Source organism: Citrobacter sp. LST-B2, from assembly GCF_057983045.1.
In genome coordinates, this window is the sequence record NZ_CP192598.1 from 4,637,309 (window position 1) to 4,658,122 (window position 20,814).

Sequence of the window (20,814 nt, forward strand, 5' to 3'; positions counted from 1 at the left end):
GCGCCCCCCTTTCAGAACAAGATTTGCCAGATTGCTAACAGCAGCACCAGCAGCCCCATCAGGAAAAATATCAGCGCGACGATAGTGTCCGGAGAACGGTTCATCCCAGCGCCTCCTTATCATCAGAACCACTGACCGAAACGTTTGATATAGAAACGCTTCATGCCCTGCGCCACCAGGCAATAGCTGAGCAGCGTCGCGACCAGCCACGGGAAGTAGCTTAGCGGCAGCGGCTCCAGCCCGACCATCGCTCCCACTGGCGAGAACGGAACGTAGATCCCGATCGCCATAATCACCGCGGTAGTGAGTAGCACCGGCAGCGTCGCCCGACTCTGAATAAACGGAATTTTCTGCGTTCTCAGCATATGCACGACCAGCGTTTGCGACAGCAGCCCTTCAATAAACCACCCGGACTGGAACAGCGCCTGGGCTTCGACGTTATTCGCCGCAAACACGTACCACATCAGCGCGAAGGTGGTGATATCAAAAATAGACGACGTCGGTCCAATCCACAGCATAAAACGGCCGATGTTCTTCGCATCCCACTTGCGCGGTTTGCGCAAAAATTCGTTGTCCATTTTGTCCCACGGCAGCGAGAGCTGAGAGAGATCGTACATCAGGTTCTGTATCAGCAGATGAATCGCCAGCATCGGCAGGAACGGAATAAACGCGCTGGCCACCAGTACCGAAAAGACGTTGCCGAAGTTAGAACTGGCGGTCATATTCAGATATTTAATGATGTTGCCGAAGGTCTCACGGCCTTTGATCACCCCTTCTTCCAGCACCATCAGATCCTTTTCCAGCAGGATGATATCCGATGCCTCTTTGGCGATATCTGCCGCGCTGTCGACCGAAATGCCTACATCCGCATCGCGCAGGGCCGGCGCATCATTGATGCCGTCGCCGAGAAAACCGACGGTGTGCCCGTTTTTCTGCAGCATTTTCAGGATGCGCGACTTCTGCAGCGGCGTCAGTTTGGCGAATACCGCGCGCTTTTCTACTTCGCGCTCCAGTTCATTATCCGTCATCGCTTCAATCTGGGCCCCGGTCAGGATGCCGTGGGCATCAATGCCCACTTCCAGGCAAATACGCGCCGTAACCACCGGATTATCGCCGGTCAGGACTTTCACCGCCACGCCGTTGTCGCGCAGCGCGGCAATGGCTTTTCCCGCGCTCTCTTTCGGCGGATCGAGGAAAGTCAACATCCCTTCAACCGTCAGTCCCTGCTCATCGGCGGTGCACAGCGGCGTGGTCAGAGCGGAGTCATCCAGCTTGCGAGTTGCGACCAGCAGCACGCGGAAGCCCTGGGCGTTATAATCCTTCGTTTTGGCTAACAGCAGATCGCGTCGGGTTTCATCCAGCGCCACAACGTTATCGCCTTCACGAAGATGCGTGGCGACCATCAGCATCTCTTCGACAGCGCCTTTGCAGATCAGACTTTTGTCACCGTGGCGAACATCTTCCACCGAAACCGATACCCGACGGCGTACAAAATCAAACGGCAGTTCATCCAGTTTGACAAAATGCTCTTTGGTCGCTGACGCAATCCTGCCCTCGCCAAAGCGCAGCACCGCCCGGTCCATCAGGTTGCGCGCCCCGCTCTGGCTACTGCTATTCAGCCAGGCCAGCGTCAGCACCCGGTCGCTCTCATGACCGCTGACATCAAGGTGATGCTCAAGAATGATATTGTCCTGAGTCAGCGTGCCGGTTTTATCGGTACACAGCACGTCCATCGCGCCAAAGTTCTGAATGGCATTCAGCCGCTTGACGATCACTTTGCGCCGCGACATGGCGATAGCGCCTTTCGCCAGGTTAGAGCTGACGATCATCGGCAGCATTTCCGGCGTCAGGCCAACCGCTACCGCCAGGGCAAACAGCGAGGCCTCAACCCAGTCACCTTTGCTGAAGCCGTTAATCAGCAGCACAATCGGTACCATCACCAGCATAAATCGAATCAACAGCCAGCTGACGCTGTTTACCCCGCGGTCGAACGCCGTCTGGGTACGCGTGCCAACGATGGATTTCGCCAGCGAGCCAAACCAGGTACGGTTTCCGGTGGCCACCACCACCGCCTGCGCCCTGCCGCTGGTCACGTTAGTGCCCATCAGACAGATATTGCCCATCTCCAGCAGGCTTTTATTTTTGTTCGGCTCAGGAAGCCTGTCACACCCTTTGCCGGAAACGCTGGCCAGAACATCATACTTCTCAACCGGCAGCGACTCGCCGCTGAGTATCGACTGACTAACAAACAGGTCCCGGGACTCCAGCAAACGGACGTCCGCCGGAACCAGATCCCCTGCTGCCAGGAAGATGATGTCACCGGGCACCAGCTCCTCAATGGCAATCTCCTCCTGCACCGACCCCAGATTCCCGGGACCGCGACGCAGCACGGTAGCCGTGGTGCGGACCATGGATTTCAGCGCCTGCGCCGCTTTGTTGGTACGAAACTCCTGCCAGAAACGCAATAACCCGCTCAGGCTAACCATCGTGACGATAATGATGATCCCGGTCAGATCGGTCTCTTCGCCGTTACGCAGCGGTAGCCAGTAATCGGTCACGAAGCTGACGGCGGCCAGCGCCATCAGGACATAGATAAACGGGTTATTGAATGCCTGCAAAAGCTGGATCAATGCTGGCGGCGCCTGCTCATGCGCCACTTCATTGCGGCCATATTCATCCAGTCGTTCAAGGGCATCTTCGTTGGTGAGCCCGTGGCGACTGCTGTTTAACCGCGCCAGCGTATGATCCGGGCTGTTAAATGCCTCGGTTTCAATGGCGAAGCTTTTTTTATGCTGCTTATCATTTTCTGACGCAGACCGGTTTATTTTCCGGTTTACTATTTTCATGTCAGTCATGATTAATCCTCAAATTTAAGACGTCGTTATCCCTGCATAAATGATTTATGCATAATTCATTTTTACGTTATTAAACGCTTATTACTTTAATTGCCTGGGAATATTCATCATTCCCTCCTTAGACAAATGATTGTCGGAGTAGAATAGCCGCGAGGTTAACTCCCCTCGACACACCAGCGGACTGACGTAATGTTTTCGTCCCCGCCAACTCTTGACATAATAAGGTCTCGCGCTTTGCGGCAGTCGGTATTACCCACCAGTTCGATGCGAATTTCTTTATGCCCTTGTTCTTTTGCTGCTGTTGACACCAGTCCCTGAAGGCTGAGCGTCATCTCTTTACTGATATTAAGCAATAGCTGACGAATCGCGTTTTCATATTCGCTTTGACAGACAATATTCAGAACGTAGCATTTCTCTTCTTCTGTCGCGCCGGGGATCTGATTAATTCTCTGCGCCGCTTCGCGCAGTAGAATATTGGCGCAGAGGATTATCAGCGTTGCCGCCGCCGCTTGCCAGAACTGGCCCAGTCCACACAGCACGCCAATCGCCGCAGAGCACCACAAGGTTGCAGCGGTATTCAGGCCGCGCACGTTCATGCCTTCACGCATGATGACGCCGGCACCGAGAAAACCAATTCCGGAAACCACCTGCGCGGCAATACGTCCAGGGCTGTCCGGAGAGGTTGAAATGGAGCTCAGAATAAAAACCGCCGCGCCGGTGGCGACCAGCGCGTTAGTGCGCAGGCCGGCCATACGCTGACGCCACTGTCTTTCAGCGCCAATCAGCGCGCCCAATAGCATCGCAGCGAGTAAATTTGCGATATAAGGAAACATCAACATAGCTTCCTCCATTTATGTTGGAAGAATTAACTACGTGCTTTATTAAGCACACGACGAATTGTCGCCGGAAAGGCGATTAACGTCGCGTTGACGGTGGAGGGAATAATGTATTTTTAAACATGAACATGACGATTATCCTCGCAGCCATGCTGCGTTATTCTTTATGGGATGCAATCGTCTGGATGAGGAGATTGCTGCCCGCCGGTAGGCAAGCAGCGCAGAAAAAATTACGTCAGCTTGCCTTTATGTATAAATAAGGGTGACTGTCCAACATATTTCTCCTGTATGAATTTGTGCTCATTATAATCATTCAATTATTCGAGTAAAGTTAAAATCTCGCTTTAGTGACGATTTGTTTAGAATGACCTTAATGCTCAAAGCCCACCCCGGCGCGAACCGGGGTTAATTCACTAATCAAAGACGTCATTAATTATCGACGTCACGATCGCTGCTATCAGCACCTAATCCTGCCCTATCATGCACCAATCATAGCGGGATAGAACTAAGCAGCCTGAAGGCTGCAAATTTAAAATCTGCCGTCTCCCGGTCTTGTTGTTGCCATACACTACGCGGGATACGTATGACCTGACTACTTTTCTACAGACTGAAAATCGGTATGGCTCAGAATGACGTCGTTTCGCTCACCAGGCGATTCCAGGACATATCCGTCAGGGATTCGACGGTCCGCTGAATCTGCCGCCCGGGTCGATGCCCGGTAAGCGTAGCGCCACCGGGCAACATGACGGTGTTACTGATTTTCGATCAGTAACGCTTCCAGCAGGTCGAGATCGTGCAGCAGTTTTTGCAGCGTTTCATTGCTGATTTCACGCGTGGCGCGCAGGTGATACAGCTCCGCCCGCTCTGAACGCAGCGCCGCGAGACGGAAGCGGCGTTCCAGATTCTCTTCCTGGAGCGAACTCTCAACATCGTTACGCCCGTCGGCACGACGCCGCAGGTTACCGATGACGCGGGAACTCACCTCGGTCAGCAGCTGATTATCAATGTTCTCTTCGGTATCCGCCGCCAGACGCTCTTCCATCTTCTGAATGGCGACAATCGCCACCTCCGCCGTCGCCGCGCGGGCAATCCGCTCCTCTTTCAGTTGCTGAGAATGATCGGCCACTTCCAGATGTTGCAGCAGAATCGGCAGCATAATCACGCCGACAAACAGCGAGAACAGAATCACCCCAGCGGCCAGGAAGACCAGTTCGTAGCGCGCCGGGAAGACGTTGCCATCTGGCAGCAGCAGCGGGATAGACAGGACACCCGCGAGGGTGATAGCCCCGCGAACGCCCGCAAAGGAGGCGATCAAAATTTCCCGTGTCGTCCAGGAGCCAAACTCCATCGGTTTCTTTTTCAGGAAACGCATGCTGAAGTTTTTCATCGTCCACAGCCAGCCGAAACGCACCAGCATCAGCGCCACATAAATCAGAATGATATCGGTAAATAGCATCCAGATTTCCACGTTCGGATCGGCCTCCGCTGCCACCAGCGACGACTCGAGAATGCCCGGCAGTTGCAGGCCCAACAGCAAAAAGACCATGCCGTTAAACACAAACTCAAGCATCGCCCAGGTGCTGTTGGCGCGCAGACGCATCGCCAGCGGCGCACGGCGCATCACCCCGGAGCGGGTGATGGTCATCCCGGCGGCGACCGCCGCGAGGATCCCGGAGACGCCGATATGTTCTGCGATCAGGTACGATGCGAACGGCAGCAGGAACAGCAGGACGATTTGCGTCGCTGGCTCATCGCCGCCCCAGCGGCTGAGAAAGCGCAGCGAGCGACCGTACAACCAACTGACCACAAAGCCCGCGAGGATACCGCCGATCGCCACCTTAAAGAACTCCACCGTCGCGCCGCCGACGGTAAACACCATCGTGCCCATCGCCACCGCAACGGCAAATTTCAAAGATACCAGACCGGAGGCGTCATTCATCAGCGCCTCACCTTGCAGGATGCCCATGATTTTCTTAGGGATCCGCCCTTCACCGACAATACCGGAAAGCGCAACCGCATCGGTTGGCGACAGCACGGCAGCCAGCGCAAAGGCCGGAATCAACGGAATGCCCGGCACCAGCCAGTAAATCAGAAAACCAATCCCGACCACGGTGACCAGCACCAGCGCCAGCGCCAGACCGAAAATCTCTCGCCCATGTTCAAGAAATTCTCGCGTTGGCGTCTTCCAGCCATCCGCAAACAGCAGCGGCGGGATAAACAGAACCAGAAACAGTTCGGGGTCAAATTCTACGTGCAGACCAAACGTGGGCCACGCCAACAGCGCGCCAATAGCAATCTGCATGAGGGGTAAGGGGAGCTGGAAGGGCAATACGCGCGTAAATACCCCGGACAGCGAGACCACAAGGGTCATGATGAGTATTGTGAAGAAGATTTCCATGCGTTCCCTGTTTGCGATGTTTCTTATGTGTTTGAGAGGCGTCGTGCCTCAATTTTACCTTTCTCAGAGTATCGCAAAAGACAACGAGTGTGTGCTGAAAATAAAAACGGGCGGCAAACGCCACCCGTTTTTCGGAATCACTTTCGGAATCAAATGGACCAGCCACCGGCATAGAACGCCACCAGCGCCACGGCGATCACTACGGTGCCGATGTTCAGCTTGCGCCATTCACCCGACACCACACGGCCAATCACCAGCGTGGCAAAACCAATCATGATGCCGGTCACGATGTTACAAGTCAGTACAATGAATACCGCCGTCACCAGACCCGCCATCGCATCGACAAAGTCAGCGAAATCGATTTTCGCCACGTTGCTCAGCATCAGCAGACCGACGTACATCAGCGCAGGCGCCGTGGCATACACTGGAACGAGGTAAGAAAGCGGGGAAAGGAACAGGATCAGCAGGAACAGCACGCCAACGGTAATGGCGGTCAGGCCAGTTTTACCCCCCGCCGCCGTACCGGCTGCCGACTCAATGTAGACTGCTGCCGGCGCCGCACCCACCAGACCGGAGAACACGCTGCTCAGGGAGTCTGTGGTCAGTGCTTTACCGCCGTCAATAATCTGCCCGTCTTTATCCAGCAGATTCGCCTGACCCGCCACGGCACGGATGGTGCCGGTGGCATCAAACACAGCGGTCATTACCAGCGCCAGAACGCTTGGCAGAACAACCGGGTTCAGCGCGCCCATGATATCCAGGCTGCCAATCAGTGATTTACCGGTTTCATCGCTCAGCGACGGCATGGCAAAAATGCCGGAGAATTTCACCGCCGGATCGAAAATCAGACCAACGACAGAAATGCCGATAATAGTCAGCAGAATACCGCCCGGCACTTTCAGTTTCTCCAGACCGATAATTACCGCCAGACCCACCAGCGACATAATCACCGGGAAGGTAGCGAAGTGGCCGAGCGCCACCGGCAAACCGTCCAGCGGGTTTTTGATAACCAGACCCACGCCGTTCGCCGCGATTAACAGTAAAAACAGACCGATACCGATACCGGTACCGTGCGCGATACCCTGCGGTAAATTGCGCAGGATCCAGCTACGAATCCCGGTGGCGGAGATAATGGTAAACAGTACACCCATCAGGAATACCGCACCCAGTGCGACCGGAACGCTAATCTGCTGGCCCAGTACCAGACTGAACGCGGTGAAGGCGGTCAGCGAGATGGCGCAACCAATCGCCAGCGGCAGGTTGGCCCACAACCCCATGACGATAGACCCCAGACCGGCCACCAGACAGGTCGCGACGAACACCGCCGCGGGCGGGAATCCGGCTTTACCCAGCATGCCAGGCACGACGATAACGGAGTACACCATCGCCAGAAACGTTGTTAAACCTGCCACCACTTCCTGACGGACAGTGCTTCCACGTTGTGAAATTTTAAACCAGGCGTCGAGCGAACCGCCGGTACGCGCTGAAGGCGTAGACATAGAAAACATCCCCTGAGAGTTTATTATTCGTTCTTATGCGTGGTGGACAATCCACTGCCAGCGCAACGTCAACTCCCTGTGCTCTGATCGCGACAAAGAGGGGTGTCGCAAAAAGCAAACGTTTAGCTCCGCGCATAAAAAAACGGGTTGTAAAAAAAGCAAACGATTATCCAGCGATCATACGAGGATTTTCAACTGAACTTTGCCGCTTTTTACTCATTTCTTGCACTAACGCTGAAGAAATCACCAACTGATGCGCAAACGTTATCGTCAATGCGCAATCCGGCAACATAGTTAGCCGGATCGCGTCGCAAATGCAGGAGGCAAGACGGTTAAAAAACCGCCATCAACCACCGGGAATGGCAAAAGGTCCTCCCTGCTGAATGGCACGTTGCCAGGCAGGACGCATTTCCACGCGTTTTTTCCACGCGCTGATATGGGGAAGATCGGCAATACCACCGCGCGCCAGTAACGCAAAAAGAGGAAAACTCATCTGGATATCCGCCATGCTGAGATGGTCTCCGGCAAACCACGGACGCTCAGCGAGGTGCGCGTCAATAAAGCGCGCGTGGGTTTCCAGTTGCGGATTGAGATACGCTTTTTGTACGCCCTGCCCCAGCACGCCGCCCAGCGTGCGCAAACCAAACGGCACGGGCGGTTTCCCCAGACTGGTGAAGACCAGCTTCATTAACAGCAACGGCATCAGCGAACCCTCGGCGTAATGCAACCAGAAGCGATACTGGAGAACGGATTGTGCATCAGCCGGTTTAAACTTCCCTTCGCTGTCATAGGTGTCCTGCAAATAGTCGAGAATCGCCCCTGACTCCGCGAGGATCGCGCCGTTATCTTCCACTACGGGGGATTTCCCCAGCGGATGAATTTTCTTCAGTGCCGGCGGAGCGAGCATGTTCTTTTCACGCTGGTAACGCACAATCTGGTAAGGCAGCGATAGCTCCTCCAGCGCCCAGAGAATGCGCTGTGAGCGGGACTGGTTTAAATGATGCACCGTCAGCATGATGTTCTCCCGTCATTTCCTCATACTCACTCTAGTAAATTATGGGAGATGGCGAAAAAAATTCGCCTAAAAAGTCGCCAGATACACTGGCAAACGGGATAACGCGGCTTACACTTACAGTATCAACACAAACCGGAACCTCCACCACGTGCTCGAATGAGGGGTGTTGACGTCGGGGGAAACCCTCCCGTGAACCAGCGGGATAGAGAGAAAGACAAAGACCGGAAAACAAACTAAAGCGCCCTTGCGGCGCTTTAGTTTTGTTCATCTTCCAGCAGACGCGCGCCCGTACCCTCTTCGCCCAGCCGATCTCCGGGGTTACGTAACGGACAGTCTTTGCGCGACAAGCAGCCACAGCCGATGCAACCATCCAGCTCATCACGCAGCGCCACCAGCGTATGAATGCGACGGTCCAGCTCTTCGCGCCATTGCGAGGAGAGTTGCTTCCACTCTTTAGCGCTGAGGGTATGACCTTCCGGCAGCACGCCCAGCGCTTCACTGATAGTCGCCAGTGGGATACCGATCCGCTGAGCAATCTTGATAATCGCGACATAACGCAACACGTCACGCCGGTATCTGCGCTGATTGCCGCTGTTGCGGATACTGCTGATAAGCCCCTTGCTTTCATAGAAATGCAATGCGGACACCGCCACGCCGCTACGCTTTGCCACTTCGCCCGGCGTGAGCATCGCTTTTATACGCGGTAATTTCTTTTCCATAAATCGCTTTACCTCAAGTTAACTTGAGGAATTATACTCGCCCGCAGACAAATAGACGAATCGAACACTGAGAAGGAGGCAGCAATATGTCCCATCAGCAAATTATTCAGACTCTTATTGAATGGATTGATGAACATATCGACCAACCGCTGAACATTGATGTGGTCGCGAAAAAATCAGGTTATTCAAAGTGGTATTTACAGAGGATGTTCCGCACAGTAATGCGCCAGACGTTGGGTGACTATATCCGTCAGCGGCGGCTGCTGTTGGCCGCCGTTGAACTGCGCAACACCGAGCGACCGATATTCGATATTGCGATGGATTTAGGTTATGTGTCGCAACAGACATTTTCCCGCGTGTTTCGCCGGGAATTTGATCGCACCCCCAGCGACTACCGCCACCGCCTGTAGTATTACTGCCCGCGCTGCATCAGGAGTGCGGGCGGTTGTTGCAGCCAGTGAATGAAGTCCTGCGGCGGCAGCGCCTTCGCAAAGTGCCACCCCTGACAGTACTGCACCCCGCGTTTAAGCAGCCAGCTCACCTGATCCGCCGTCTCCACGCCTTCTGCGATGGTTTTCAGACGCAGGCTTTGCGCCATCTCAATGATATGTTCCGCAATCAGATGGCTGGTACTGTTGGTGGTCAGCGTATCGATAAAGGACTTGTCGATCTTAAGAATATCAACGTTCAGGGAATAGAGGTTGTGCAGGTTAGAGTAGCCGGTGCCGAAATCATCAATCGCCACTTCATAGCCTGCCTGACGAAATGCCTGGATCACCGGCGTGGTTTTCGGCACATCGATAAATCCTCGCTCGGTCACTTCGACTTTTATTTGTTGCGCAAGTACGCCATGTTCGCGCGCTTTATCCGCGATCATGGCAATCAATCGTGAAGAGTGGAAATCCGATGCGGAAAGGTTGATAGAGATATACAACTGCGGATTTGCAGCCAGAAACGTCCCCATATCACTGAACACTTCTTCCACCACGTAGTCGGTAATCTGCGCGATCATCCCCTCTTTTTCCGCCAGCGGGATAAACTCCGCCGGACTCATCACCTGATCTTTACAACCCGGCCAGCGCAGCAGCGCTTCCGCCCCCACGCATTTCTCGTTTTTGATATCAATGATCGGCTGATAGTGCAGGCAAAGCTGACGCTGTTTAAGCGCGCGCTGGAGCATGCGCCGCGGCGAGTAGTATTGCCGACGCGCCCGAGACCAGAACATTAATAGCAAAATACTGCTGATGACCGCCAACGGAAGCGCGATCAGCAATTGCTGATACAGATTCTGATAAAACCGCTGCATCGAGGTCGACACAATGACCGCTATGGGGCGTTTATCCGATTGGACGACGGTATAAAAACGGTCGTCCTGCCGGAATACAGACTGATTACGCTGGACCAGTGGCAACAGTTGAGCCGCCCAGGCCTGTTCGCTAAGGGAGAAAAAGGTGTTGGTTACCGTGTCATAGACCCCCCAGGCCAGCTCGGGGTCTTCGGACATCACTTCGCTATATGACAATGGATTGATCACGGCAACATAGTTTCCACGTTGCATATACGTCATTTTATAACCGGTGAAAAAAGGCGTATCGCGAAAGTAATAAATAGCGATATTGGGTTTTCGTTTATAGTTTGCCGTTGGCATAATATAGGGCGCTGACGGTGCCATTACCGTTGAGCATAAAAAACGATCGCCTTGCGCATAAATTAACTCGTTGATATACAGGCGCCCTCGGATAATATTCAACATTCGTTGTTGATGCGCCGGCGTACACGCTTGTCCCTGATACTGTTCAGCGGCATCGCGGGCTAAGTCTGCCTGTAAAACGACCAGTTCTGTTTTATCTAAAGCCAGATGAGCAAAAATGCTCAGTTGCTTACTGGTTTGGGACGTTGCTTGCAGGTGGGCAAACCATAGCGCCAGCATCACGGGGAGCAAAACCACCATGATTATCCCGAGGAACCTCAGCACCTTGCGTCGCACCCGATGATTCATTTCAGCCCTATATCCCTGCATTTCATATGCCTGTTATCATCAAGACAGGATGCTAAATTACACAGGTGGTTACGTTGCATGAATCTATCAATATTAGCAACAGACTTTTATTAGCAAAAGTCTGATATTGCAGGATGGTGATAATATTCGACCATAAAGCAAACCCGCAGTGACGATTAATTTTATTAAGGGTAATCCATTCAGCGAAAGGAGTCGTGTTTTATGAAAGTTTTGTTGGCTCATTCTCAAAATGAAATTAAGTTAAATTTCTTCGTCTGCTTATTTTTTGACAATACAAACAAGGTAAAGCCATTGCCTCTTTATTACGTCGCGCTTTTCGGTTGCACCACGGTGAAAGTGTGTCGATCATTGAATCAATAACCATGTTTTTATTAAGGTTATAAAGCAGGCAAAAAAGAAGTCGACAGGCTGGCGAATGGTCGCCTAACCGTGATATAGTTCACAAATATTATGAAACAAAAACAATGTTTCATTCGGTGTTGATGTGAATGCCCATCGATAGCCAGAGTGCGCCACGCCTCCCGTGAAAACGCCGCGCTGTCCAGGGCACCTGCTATTCTCAGAGGAAATATTTCATGGCTACCCTAACCACTGGCGTGGTTCTTCTCCGCTGGCAGCTGCTGAGCGCTGTGCTCATGTTTCTCGCCAGCACATTGAATATTCGCTTTCGTCGCTCAGATTACATTGGTCTGGCAGTGATCAGCAATGGGCTCGGGGTTGTCGCCGCCTGTTGGTTTGCGACGGGATTACTCGGCATCACCCTGATGGATCTCTCCGCCATCTGGAACAACATTGAATCCGTGATGGTTGAAGTAATGAGCCAGACGCCGCCGGAATGGCCGATGGTATTGACCTGATTTCACCTAAGCCTCCCTGACGGAGGCTTTTTTATTGTTTCCAGATAATCCCGTCGGTGTTTGTTGTGGACACACTCGATTCCCCTTCGATTTCAGCAAGCCCGCCTCGATTATTCGCTTATATGGCGCGGCCCGTTTATTCGGCAGGCTGCGCTTCATAATATATTTCCCCGTTGTCTCTGATTTCCCTAATGTCATTATTTTTCAGGATTTAAAAGTTATGTAAGGAAGACTGTTTTTATTATTCTCATCCCAGATATTTTACAAAGAAATAGGTTGAAATACCGCTAATTGCCGCCACAGCGATTGCAAACATAATCAATAAAATCAATCTCTTGGCATTGTATATTCCAAACATAAACACCTCCTTTCCTAAATTTACACTTCCATTTACCCTCATAAAAAACAAGGGAAAATATCATCTTCACTCAAAGATAAAATAATATTTACCGAAATACCATTGATTAATATCAAACATCTTAAGGCATTATTCAAATAGTATGCGCGTGTTTCAAAATATTAAAATTTTATTCTTTGAGGAAATTTACTTTGACCAGAATGCCGAACAGCAATCGTCTCCATTCTGCGCCATGCGCTGGAAAAAAGCCGTACCAGCTAACCGTTGAGGAGGTTCTGAAAAATCAGCAGAGCCAACCTTCCGGGCTGACTCACAATGAGGCCAGCGCACGTCTTGCCAGAGATGGCCTTAACGCACTACCGGAAAAAGCGGGTAAACCCGCCTGGCTACGCTTTCTGGCCCATTTTCACGATGTTCTGATCTACGTCCTGATCGCCGCAGCGGCCCTCACCGCCGTAATGGGGCACTGGGTGGATACAGCCGTCATCCTCGGCGTCGCGGTGATCAATGCCCTGATTGGCCATATTCAGGAAAACAACGCGGAAAAATCGCTGAAAAGCATCCGCAATATGCTCTCCGCATTCGCTGTCGTGGTCCGTAACGGACAACATGAGACGGTCGCGACGACCGATCTGGTTGTCGGCGATATCGTGGTACTGCGTGCGGGTGACCGCATCCCCGCCGATCTTCGTGTCATGGAAGCCCATAACCTGCGGGTTGAAGAGGCTATCCTGACCGGTGAATCCACCGTTGTGGACAAAACGGCAGAGGCGCTGACTAGCGAACTGCCGCTGGGCGATCGCAAAAACCTGCTGTTCTCTGGCACCACCATCAGCGCCGGGGCGGGGCTTGGCGTGGTAATCGCCACCGGCGAGGCGACGGAACTGGGCCATATCAACCAGATGATGACGGAGATCGAAAAGCACCGTACGCCGCTACTGGTGCAGATGGATAAACTCGGTAAAGCGATTTTTGCCCTTATTCTCGCCATGATGCTCGGGCTGTTTATTTTCAGTCTGCTGCTGCGCGATATGCCGATGGGTGAACTGCTGCTTTCGTTAATTAGCCTGGCTGTCGCGGCCGTTCCGGAAGGTTTACCGGCGATTATCTCGATCATCCTGTCGCTGGGCGTACAGACCATGGCCCGCAAACGCGCCATCATCCGCAAACTGCCTACCGTTGAAACGTTGGGTGCCATGTCGGTGATTTGTTCCGACAAAACCGGCACGCTGACCATGAACGAGATGACGGTTAAAGCCATCATCACGGCGGATAAAAATTATCGCGTGCAGGGCAACAGCTACGAACCAACGGGCGAGATCCACGTCGAGGAAAACGACGCGCAGGCAGAGATTGCGCCTGGCAGCCTGCTTGAAAGCTATCTGCGTACTATTGATCTGTGCAACGACAGCCAGTTGATTCGCGATGAACAGGGGCACTGGGGAATTACCGGCGGGCCAACGGAAGGGGCGCTGAAAGTGCTGGCCGCCAAGGCCATGTTGCCTGCCGTCGAGAGCGAACTGCGCAGTAAAATCCCGTTCGATTCCCAGTACAAATATATGGCGACGCACTATCGCATCGGCAACGACGAGCGCGTACTGGTGACCGGGGCACCGGATGTGCTGTTTAAACTCTGCCGGTTGCAACAAACCGCGAACGGCACGGAAGCCTTTACCCAGCCGCACTGGGAGGCCGAAATCGCCCGCTATGCCAAAGAAGGTTTGCGGATGGTGGCTGCCGCCTGGAAGCCTGCGCGTGCTGATGCCGATGCGCTGACCCATGACTGTCTGAGTGAGGGGCTCATTTTCCTCGGCATCGCCGGGATGATGGATCCGCCGCGCCCGGAAGCCATTGCGGCGATCGGTGCCTGCCAGCAAGCCGGGATCCGCGTCAAAATGATCACCGGCGATCACCCGCAAACCGCCATGAGCATTGGCGGCATGTTGGGTATCCATAACAGCACACATGCGGTGACGGGCTATGAACTCGAGCAGATGGATGAGGCTGAACTTGCCGAAGCGGCCGTCACCTACGATATCTTTGCCCGTACCAGCCCGGAGCATAAGCTGCGTCTGGTAAAAGCCCTGCAAGAAAAAGGCGAGATCGTCGGCATGACCGGGGATGGTGTCAACGACGCGCCGGCGCTGAAGCAGGCCGATGTAGGCATCGCGATGGGTATTAAAGGTACCGAAGTGACGAAAGAGGCCGCCGACATGGTGCTGACGGATGATAACTTCGCGACCATTGCCAGCGCGGTACAGGAAGGGCGCCGCGTCTACGACAACCTGAAGAAAACCATCCTGTTTATCATGCCCACTAACCTGGCGCAGGGTCTGCTGATCATCGTCGCGCTGCTGGCGGGTAATCTGATCCCGCTGACGCCAGTGCTGATCCTGTGGATGAACATGGCAACCTCCGCCACGCTGTCATTCGGTCTGGCGTTTGAAGCCGGTGAGCGCAACATCATGCGCCGCCCACCGCGCCAGAGTAATGAGAACGTGATGGATGGCTTTGCTATCTGGCGCGTAGGATTTGTCGGTACGCTAATTGCCGCCTGTGCCTTTATGCTGGAAGCCTGGCTGCAGCCGCGCGGTCACAGCCCGGAATTCATCCGCACCGTCCTGTTGCAAACGCTGGTGACAGCGCAGTGGGTGTACATGCTCAACTGCCGCGTTTCCGATGGCTTCTCGCTGGGTCGCGGTCTGCTGATGAATAAAGGCATCTGGCTGGTCAGCGGTATTCTGTTACTGCTGCAGTTGGCGATTATCTACGTGCCGTTCCTGCAGATGTTGTTTGGTACTGAAGCTCTGCCGCTGCGCTACTGGGGAATTACCTTTGCCATCGGCATCGCGCTGTTCTTCATTGTTGAGATTGAGAAACCCCTCACCCGCAAATACCGCCGGAACTAACCGGCGGTATCCGGCAATAAAAAGGCCTCCCAAAACCGGAGGCCTTTTTCGTCTACGATGACGGATTAACGAACAACCATTACCGGCACCTTTGCGTAACGCAAAATATTAGCGGCTGCCGAGCCCAGCAGATGGGTGGCAATCCCCGGTTTGCGTGAGCCGATAATAATCATTTCGGCATTATGCGCCGCTGCCGCGTCATTCACCTCATCGCGAATATTGCCGTGTCGGACTTCAAAGCGAATCCTCTCCAGCGGCGTTTTGAATTTTCTCGCCAGCGCGAGCATTTTCTCCTGCGCATCGTTGGTCATGTACTCTTCGTATTTTTTGATATCCGAAGCAAAGCCGCGCATTGGCGACGCCTGCAGCTTAGGGAAAACGTGCAGCAGATGTAGCACGCCCTCTTCTTTATTGAGCATGTGATCGGCCCAGGCAATCGCTTTGTCAGAAAGGTCCATCGCCAGAATATCAACCGGCATTAAAATGGATTTGTTCATTCTAATTTCCTTATGTTCGCTGACAGGCTGATCGTGTTTCCCTGAAAAGCCCGGCAAGGTTCAGTCTTAATGGGTGAAAGTTGCGAACGCAGGATAATCGATAATCGTCGTCACGATTTGATCTCAGGCAGTTTATTTATCTTCCTGATAACTCTGCAGATTTATTTACGTAGCGTGAGAAAAACTGACAAAAAAATATCCTCCGGCATAGCCGGAGGTTTTTCTGATGCGCCGATAAGGCTCTGTTACTAGCCGCGCCCTAACAGGCGCATACGATCTGACATTTGCATCAGACTACTTTTCCCTTTCAGATACGCCATAAAGCCGTATACGCTCATTTTGGGTGGGCTCTCCACAAGCATATGGATATGATCTGCACAGCATTCCGCTTCCAGGATTCGTACGTTTTTCCACTCACACAGCTTTCTTAAGATGCTGCCTACCGCCCTGCGTTTCTCTCCGTAGAACGCTTGTCTTCGGTATTTTGGCGCAAAAACTATATGATATTTACAGTTCCATCGGGTGTGCGCTAAGCTCTTTTCGTCCCTCATTGGGATCCCCTTTTGATTTCTTGTTTAACTTTTGCAGTTGCCAGACCGCAAGGGGTTTTAATAACTGTCTCAAAATTGAAAGCTTTCCGGAACCTCCAGCCTGGCTGGGGTTTTATGCGTACAAAAAAGCCCCGTCAGAAACGGGGCTTTTCTATTTTTATTTAGCACAGCGCTAAACTGGCTTGATCAGAACGGGATATCGTCGTCGAAATCCATTGGTGGTTCATTAGACGGTGCTGCCGGGGCAGACTGCTGCTGCGGGCGAGACTGCGCGCCGCCGCTGAACTGGTTGCCACCCTGTGGCTGCTGAGGTTGACCCCAACCACCCTGTTGCTGCTGACCGCCTGCCGGTGCGCCACCACCCTGACGACCACCCAGCATCTGCATGGTACCACCAACATTCACCACCACTTCCGTGGTGTATTTCTCTACGCCGGACTGATCGGTCCATTTACGGGTACGCAACTGACCTTCAATGTAGACCTGAGAACCTTTACGCAGATATTCGCTGGCTACTTCCGCCAGTTTGCCGAACAGCACAACACGGTGCCATTCTGTCTGCTCTTTCATTTCACCGGTCTGCTTGTCACGCCAGGATTCGGAAGTAGCCAGCGTGATGTTGGCAACTGCGCCACCATTCGGCATGTAGCGTACTTCCGGGTCCTGGCCCAGATTACCCACGAGAATAACCTTATTTACGCCTCTGCTGGCCATGATCGAGTCTCCTGAAAACGTTTCTTAATAAGTGTAAACGCGCGATTGTAGCATTACCAATAGCGAATTTACTATGTTGCGACGCGGATTCCGCGAAACAACCTCAGCCGGACATTGTTACATAAGACTCTGCGTTTTGCATTCCAATACTGTATATCCATTCAGGTTTTATTGTGTCATAATTAACCGTTTGTGATCGCCGGTAGCACCCTGCTGCGCCGGGCAAAAAAGCGTTTAATCCGGGAAAGGTGAATGGATAAGATCGAAGTTCGGGGCGCCCGCACCCATAATCTCAAAAACATCAACCTCGTCATCCCCCGCGACAAACTGATTGTCGTGACCGGGCTTTCGGGGTCAGGCAAATCCTCGCTCGCTTTCGACACCTTGTATGCCGAAGGGCAGCGTCGTTACGTTGAATCCCTTTCTGCCTATGCGCGTCAGTTTCTGTCGTTAATGGAAAAGCCGGATGTCGATCATATTGAGGGGCTGTCTCCCGCCATCTCAATTGAACAGAAATCGACGTCCCATAACCCGCGCTCGACGGTCGGCACCATTACCGAAATCCACGACTACCTGCGTCTGCTGTTTGCCCGCGTTGGCGAACCGCGCTGCCCGGATCACGATGTTCCGCTGGCGGCGCAGACCGTAAGCCAGATGGTGGATAACGTTCTGTCGCAGCCGGAGGGCAAACGCCTGATGCTGCTGGCCCCGGTGATTAAAGAGCGTAAGGGCGAGCACACCAAAACGCTGGAAAACCTGGCAAGCCAGGGTTATATCCGCGCCCGTATCGATGGCGAAGTGTGTGACCTCTCCGATCCGCCAAAGCTGGAACTGCAGAAGAAACACACTATCGAGGTGGTGATCGATCGTTTCAAAGTGCGTGACGATCTCAGCACTCGTCTGGCGGAATCGTTTGAGACCGCGCTGGAGCTGTCCGGCGGGACGGCGGTGGTTGCCGATATGGACGACGAAAAAGCAGAAGAACTGCTCTTTTCCGCCAACTTCGCCTGCCCAATCTGCGGTTACAGCATGCGCGAACTGGAACCACGCCTGTTCTCCTTTAACAACCCGGCGGGCGCCTGCCCGACCTGCGATGGGCTCGGCGTACAGCAATATTTCGACCCCGATCGCGTGATCCAGAACCCTGAGCTGTCGCTAGCGGGCGGGGCCATTCGCGGTTGGGATCGCCGGAACTTCTATTACTTCCAGATGCTGAAATCGCTGGCAGAACACTACAAGTTTGATGTTGAAGCCCCGTGGGCCAGCCTGAGCGCAAACGTACACAAAGTGGTGCTGTACGGTTCTGGTAAAGAGAGTATTGAATTCAAATACATGAACGATCGTGGCGATACCTCCGTGCGTCGCCATCCGTTTGAAGGCGTACTGCACAACATGGAACGCCGCTATAAAGAGACGGAATCCAGCGCCGTTCGTGAAGAGTTAGCCAAGTTCATCAGCAACCGCCCGTGCGCCAGTTGTGAAGGAACCCGTCTTAAGCGCGAAGCGCGCCACGTCTTCGTTGAAAATACACCGCTGCCGACCATTTCCGACATGAGCATCGGCCATGCGATGGACTTCTTCAACAATCTCAAACTCGCCGGTCAGCGGGCGAAGATTGCAGAGAAAATCCTCAAAGAGATTGGCGACCGCCTCAAGTTCCTGGTCAACGTTGGCCTCAACTATCTGACGCTGTCCCGTTCCGCGGAAACGCTCTCCGGCGGCGAAGCCCAGCGTATTCGACTGGCAAGCCAGATTGGCGCCGGTCTGGTCGGCGTGATGTACGTGCTGGATGAGCCGTCCATCGGCCTTCACCAGCGCGATAACGAACGTCTGCTGGGGACGCTGATCCACCTGCGCAATCTCGGCAATACCGTGATTGTGGTAGAGCACGATGAAGATGCGATTCGCGCCGCCGACCACGTGATTGATATCGGTCCGGGTGCCGGCGTCCACGGCGGCGAAGTGGTTGCCGAAGGTCCGCTGGAAGCGATTATGGCGGTGCCGGAGTCCCTGACCGGCCAGTACATGAGCGGCAAACGCAAGATTGAAGTGCCGAAACAGCGCGTTCCCGCAAACCCGGAGAAAGTGCTGAAACTGACCGGCGCGCGCGGCAACAACCTGAAAGACGTGACGTTAACGCTGCCGGTCGGCCTGTTCACCTGCATCACCGGCGTGTCCGGTTCCGGTAAGTCGACCCTGATTAACGATACGCTGTTCCCGATTGCACAGCGCCAGTTGAACGGTGCGACGATCGCCGAACCGGCGCCGTACCGCGATGTGCAGGGGCTGGAGCATTTCGATAAGGTCATCGACATCGATCAGAGCCCGATTGGACGTACACCGCGTTCCAACCCGGCAACGTACACGGGCGTGTTTACGCCAGTACGTGAGCTGTTTGCTGGCGTACCGGAATCACGCTCACGCGGCTATACGCCGGGGCGTTTCAGTTTTAACGTTCGCGGCGGGCGTTGCGAAGCCTGTCAGGGCGATGGCGTAATTAAAGTCGAAATGCACTTCCTGCCAGATATTTACGTGCCGTGCGACCAGTGCAAAGGCAAGCGCTATAACCGCGAAACGCTGGAGATTAAGTACAAGGGCAAAACCATCCACGAAGTGCTGGATATGACTATCGAAGAAGCACGTGAATTCTTTGATGCCGTCCCGGCGCTGGCACGTAAGCTGCAAACCCTGATGGATGTCGGTTTGACCTACATTCGTCTCGGCCAGTCGGCGACAACGCTCTCCGGCGGTGAAGCCCAGCGTGTGAAGCTGGCGCGCGAACTGTCGAAACGCGGCACCGGCCAGACGCTCTATATTCTGGATGAACCGACTACGGGTCTGCATTTTGCCGATATCCAACAATTGCTGGACGTGCTCCATCAGTTACGCGATCAGGGCAATACCATCGTAGTGATTGAGCACAACCTGGACGTCATCAAAACGGCGGACTGGATCGTGGATCTCGGTCCAGAAGGCGGTAGCGGCGGTGGGGAAATCCTCGTCTCCGGTACGCCAGAAACCGTGGCGGAATGTGAAGCCTCACACACGGCCCGCTTCCTGAAACCGATGCTGTAAAAGACAAAACGCCGTTCATCTTTCACACTGAACGGCGTTTTTTACGGCTGTACCAGCAGCTTGCGTTTCTCTTCCGGCAGCGTATTCACCGCCTGTTGGTACGAAGCATCCACCAGATAATAAATTTGTGAATCCGGCAGCGAGCCGTCGAGGTAGACGGTGCTCCAGTGTGCCTTATTGAGATGTCGGCTCGGACGCACATCACTGTGCTGCTGGCGTAACAATTCCGCCAGTTCGGGGCTGGTTTTCAGAGATACCGCCGGGCGACCTTCCACCTCTTTCACCATGGCAAAGAGCACATCTTCAACTTTGATTTGTGTGGCTTTCCAGTCACTGTGCACACTCTGCTCCGCGCCGATTTTCGCCATGCAGTATTGCAGTAACTCCGAATTGGTCATCGTTAATCCCCTCGCAAGCGTAATACTCCACTGAAATGTCATCTATTCAGTGTGCAGCAAGACAGCAAAAGGTAAAAGCTGGCAGATCAATTTTGTTTAAAAAAACAGCAGAC

15 protein-coding genes and 1 pseudogene are annotated in these 20,814 nt (G+C 53.5%); 4 read left to right on the forward strand and 12 right to left on the reverse strand.

What is annotated here, in order from left to right; all coding sequences use genetic code 11:
• Nucleotides 1-11: 11 nt before the first annotated feature.
• The 7 genes from mgtR to soxR form a co-directional block, all read right to left on the reverse strand.
• Nucleotides 12-104, reverse strand: a complete 93-nt coding sequence (gene mgtR, locus ACQ0PY_RS22405) for a protein MgtR (RefSeq protein ID WP_094030729.1) — start codon at nt 102-104, stop codon at nt 12-14.
• A gap of 18 nt (nt 105-122) precedes the next feature.
• On the reverse strand, nt 123-2,855 hold the full coding sequence (gene mgtA, locus ACQ0PY_RS22410; protein ID WP_061069529.1) for a magnesium-translocating P-type ATPase: 2,733 nt from the start codon (nt 2,853-2,855) through the stop codon (nt 123-125).
• Nucleotides 2,856-3,010: 155 nt separating this feature from the next.
• Nucleotides 3,011-3,706 (reverse strand): MgtC family protein, encoded by a 696-nt coding sequence (locus ACQ0PY_RS22415; protein ID WP_042999052.1) that lies wholly within the window; start codon nt 3,704-3,706, stop codon nt 3,011-3,013.
• A 736-nt stretch (nt 3,707-4,442) separates the two neighbouring features.
• A complete protein-coding gene (locus ACQ0PY_RS22420; RefSeq protein ID WP_042999051.1) occupies nt 4,443-6,089 on the reverse strand; it encodes a Na+/H+ antiporter in 1,647 nt (548 codons plus the stop codon).
• Nucleotides 6,090-6,238: 149 nt separating this feature from the next.
• Nucleotides 6,239-7,588 (reverse strand): guanine/hypoxanthine transporter GhxP, encoded by a 1,350-nt coding sequence (gene ghxP / locus ACQ0PY_RS22425; RefSeq protein WP_044326546.1) that lies wholly within the window; start codon nt 7,586-7,588, stop codon nt 6,239-6,241.
• A gap of 346 nt (nt 7,589-7,934) precedes the next feature.
• Nucleotides 7,935-8,603, reverse strand: a complete 669-nt coding sequence (locus ACQ0PY_RS22430; RefSeq protein ID WP_109739577.1) for a glutathione S-transferase family protein — start codon at nt 8,601-8,603, stop codon at nt 7,935-7,937.
• Nucleotides 8,604-8,857: 254 nt separating this feature from the next.
• Nucleotides 8,858-9,322 carry a redox-sensitive transcriptional activator SoxR gene (gene soxR, locus ACQ0PY_RS22435; protein ID WP_042321119.1) on the reverse strand — a complete coding sequence of 155 codons (465 nt, stop codon included), beginning with the start codon at nt 9,320-9,322 and terminating at the stop codon, nt 8,858-8,860.
• Between the two features lie 86 nt (nt 9,323-9,408).
• Here soxR and soxS point away from each other — a divergent pair, with 86 nt between their 5' ends.
• Complete coding sequence (gene soxS / locus ACQ0PY_RS22440; protein WP_042321117.1) at nt 9,409-9,732, forward strand: superoxide response transcriptional regulator SoxS; 324 nt, start codon at nt 9,409-9,411, stop codon at nt 9,730-9,732.
• 2 nt (nt 9,733-9,734) lie between these two features.
• Here soxS and ACQ0PY_RS22445 read toward each other — a convergent pair whose 3' ends face one another.
• On the reverse strand, nt 9,735-11,321 hold the full coding sequence (locus ACQ0PY_RS22445) for an EAL domain-containing protein (RefSeq protein WP_042999049.1): 1,587 nt from the start codon (nt 11,319-11,321) through the stop codon (nt 9,735-9,737).
• 596 nt (nt 11,322-11,917) lie between these two features.
• Here ACQ0PY_RS22445 and ACQ0PY_RS22450 point away from each other — a divergent pair.
• Both ACQ0PY_RS22450 and ACQ0PY_RS22455 read left to right on the forward strand, forming a co-directional pair.
• A complete protein-coding gene (locus tag ACQ0PY_RS22450) occupies nt 11,918-12,199 on the forward strand; it encodes a YjcB family protein (protein WP_109739578.1) in 282 nt (93 codons plus the stop codon).
• A gap of 558 nt (nt 12,200-12,757) precedes the next feature.
• Nucleotides 12,758-15,466: a cation-transporting P-type ATPase gene (locus ACQ0PY_RS22455; RefSeq protein ID WP_109739579.1), complete on the forward strand. Its 2,709-nt coding sequence runs from the start codon at nt 12,758-12,760 to the stop codon at nt 15,464-15,466.
• Nucleotides 15,467-15,531: 65 nt separating this feature from the next.
• Here ACQ0PY_RS22455 and ACQ0PY_RS22460 read toward each other — a convergent pair whose 3' ends face one another.
• The 3 genes and pseudogenes from ACQ0PY_RS22460 to ssb1 form a co-directional block, all read right to left on the reverse strand.
• Nucleotides 15,532-15,963: a universal stress protein gene (locus ACQ0PY_RS22460; RefSeq protein ID WP_042999046.1), complete on the reverse strand. Its 432-nt coding sequence runs from the start codon at nt 15,961-15,963 to the stop codon at nt 15,532-15,534.
• Nucleotides 15,964-16,250: 287 nt separating this feature from the next.
• A pseudogene (gene tnpA, locus ACQ0PY_RS22465) lies at nt 16,251-16,514 on the reverse strand (IS200/IS605 family transposase); the annotation flags it as partial.
• Nucleotides 16,515-16,700: 186 nt separating this feature from the next.
• On the reverse strand, nt 16,701-17,228 hold the full coding sequence (ssb1, locus tag ACQ0PY_RS22470; RefSeq protein ID WP_042999045.1) for a single-stranded DNA-binding protein SSB1: 528 nt from the start codon (nt 17,226-17,228) through the stop codon (nt 16,701-16,703).
• Nucleotides 17,229-17,480: 252 nt separating this feature from the next.
• Between ssb1 and uvrA the strand changes: the two genes are divergently transcribed.
• Nucleotides 17,481-20,303, forward strand: coding sequence for an excinuclease ABC subunit UvrA (uvrA, locus tag ACQ0PY_RS22475; protein WP_042999044.1), 2,823 nt, complete (start codon nt 17,481-17,483; stop codon nt 20,301-20,303).
• 41 nt (nt 20,304-20,344) lie between these two features.
• Here the strand turns inward: uvrA and ACQ0PY_RS22480 are convergent, their stop codons facing one another.
• Nucleotides 20,345-20,701 carry an MmcQ/YjbR family DNA-binding protein gene (locus ACQ0PY_RS22480; protein ID WP_042999043.1) on the reverse strand — a complete coding sequence of 119 codons (357 nt, stop codon included), beginning with the start codon at nt 20,699-20,701 and terminating at the stop codon, nt 20,345-20,347.
• Nucleotides 20,702-20,814: the final 113 nt, after the last annotated feature.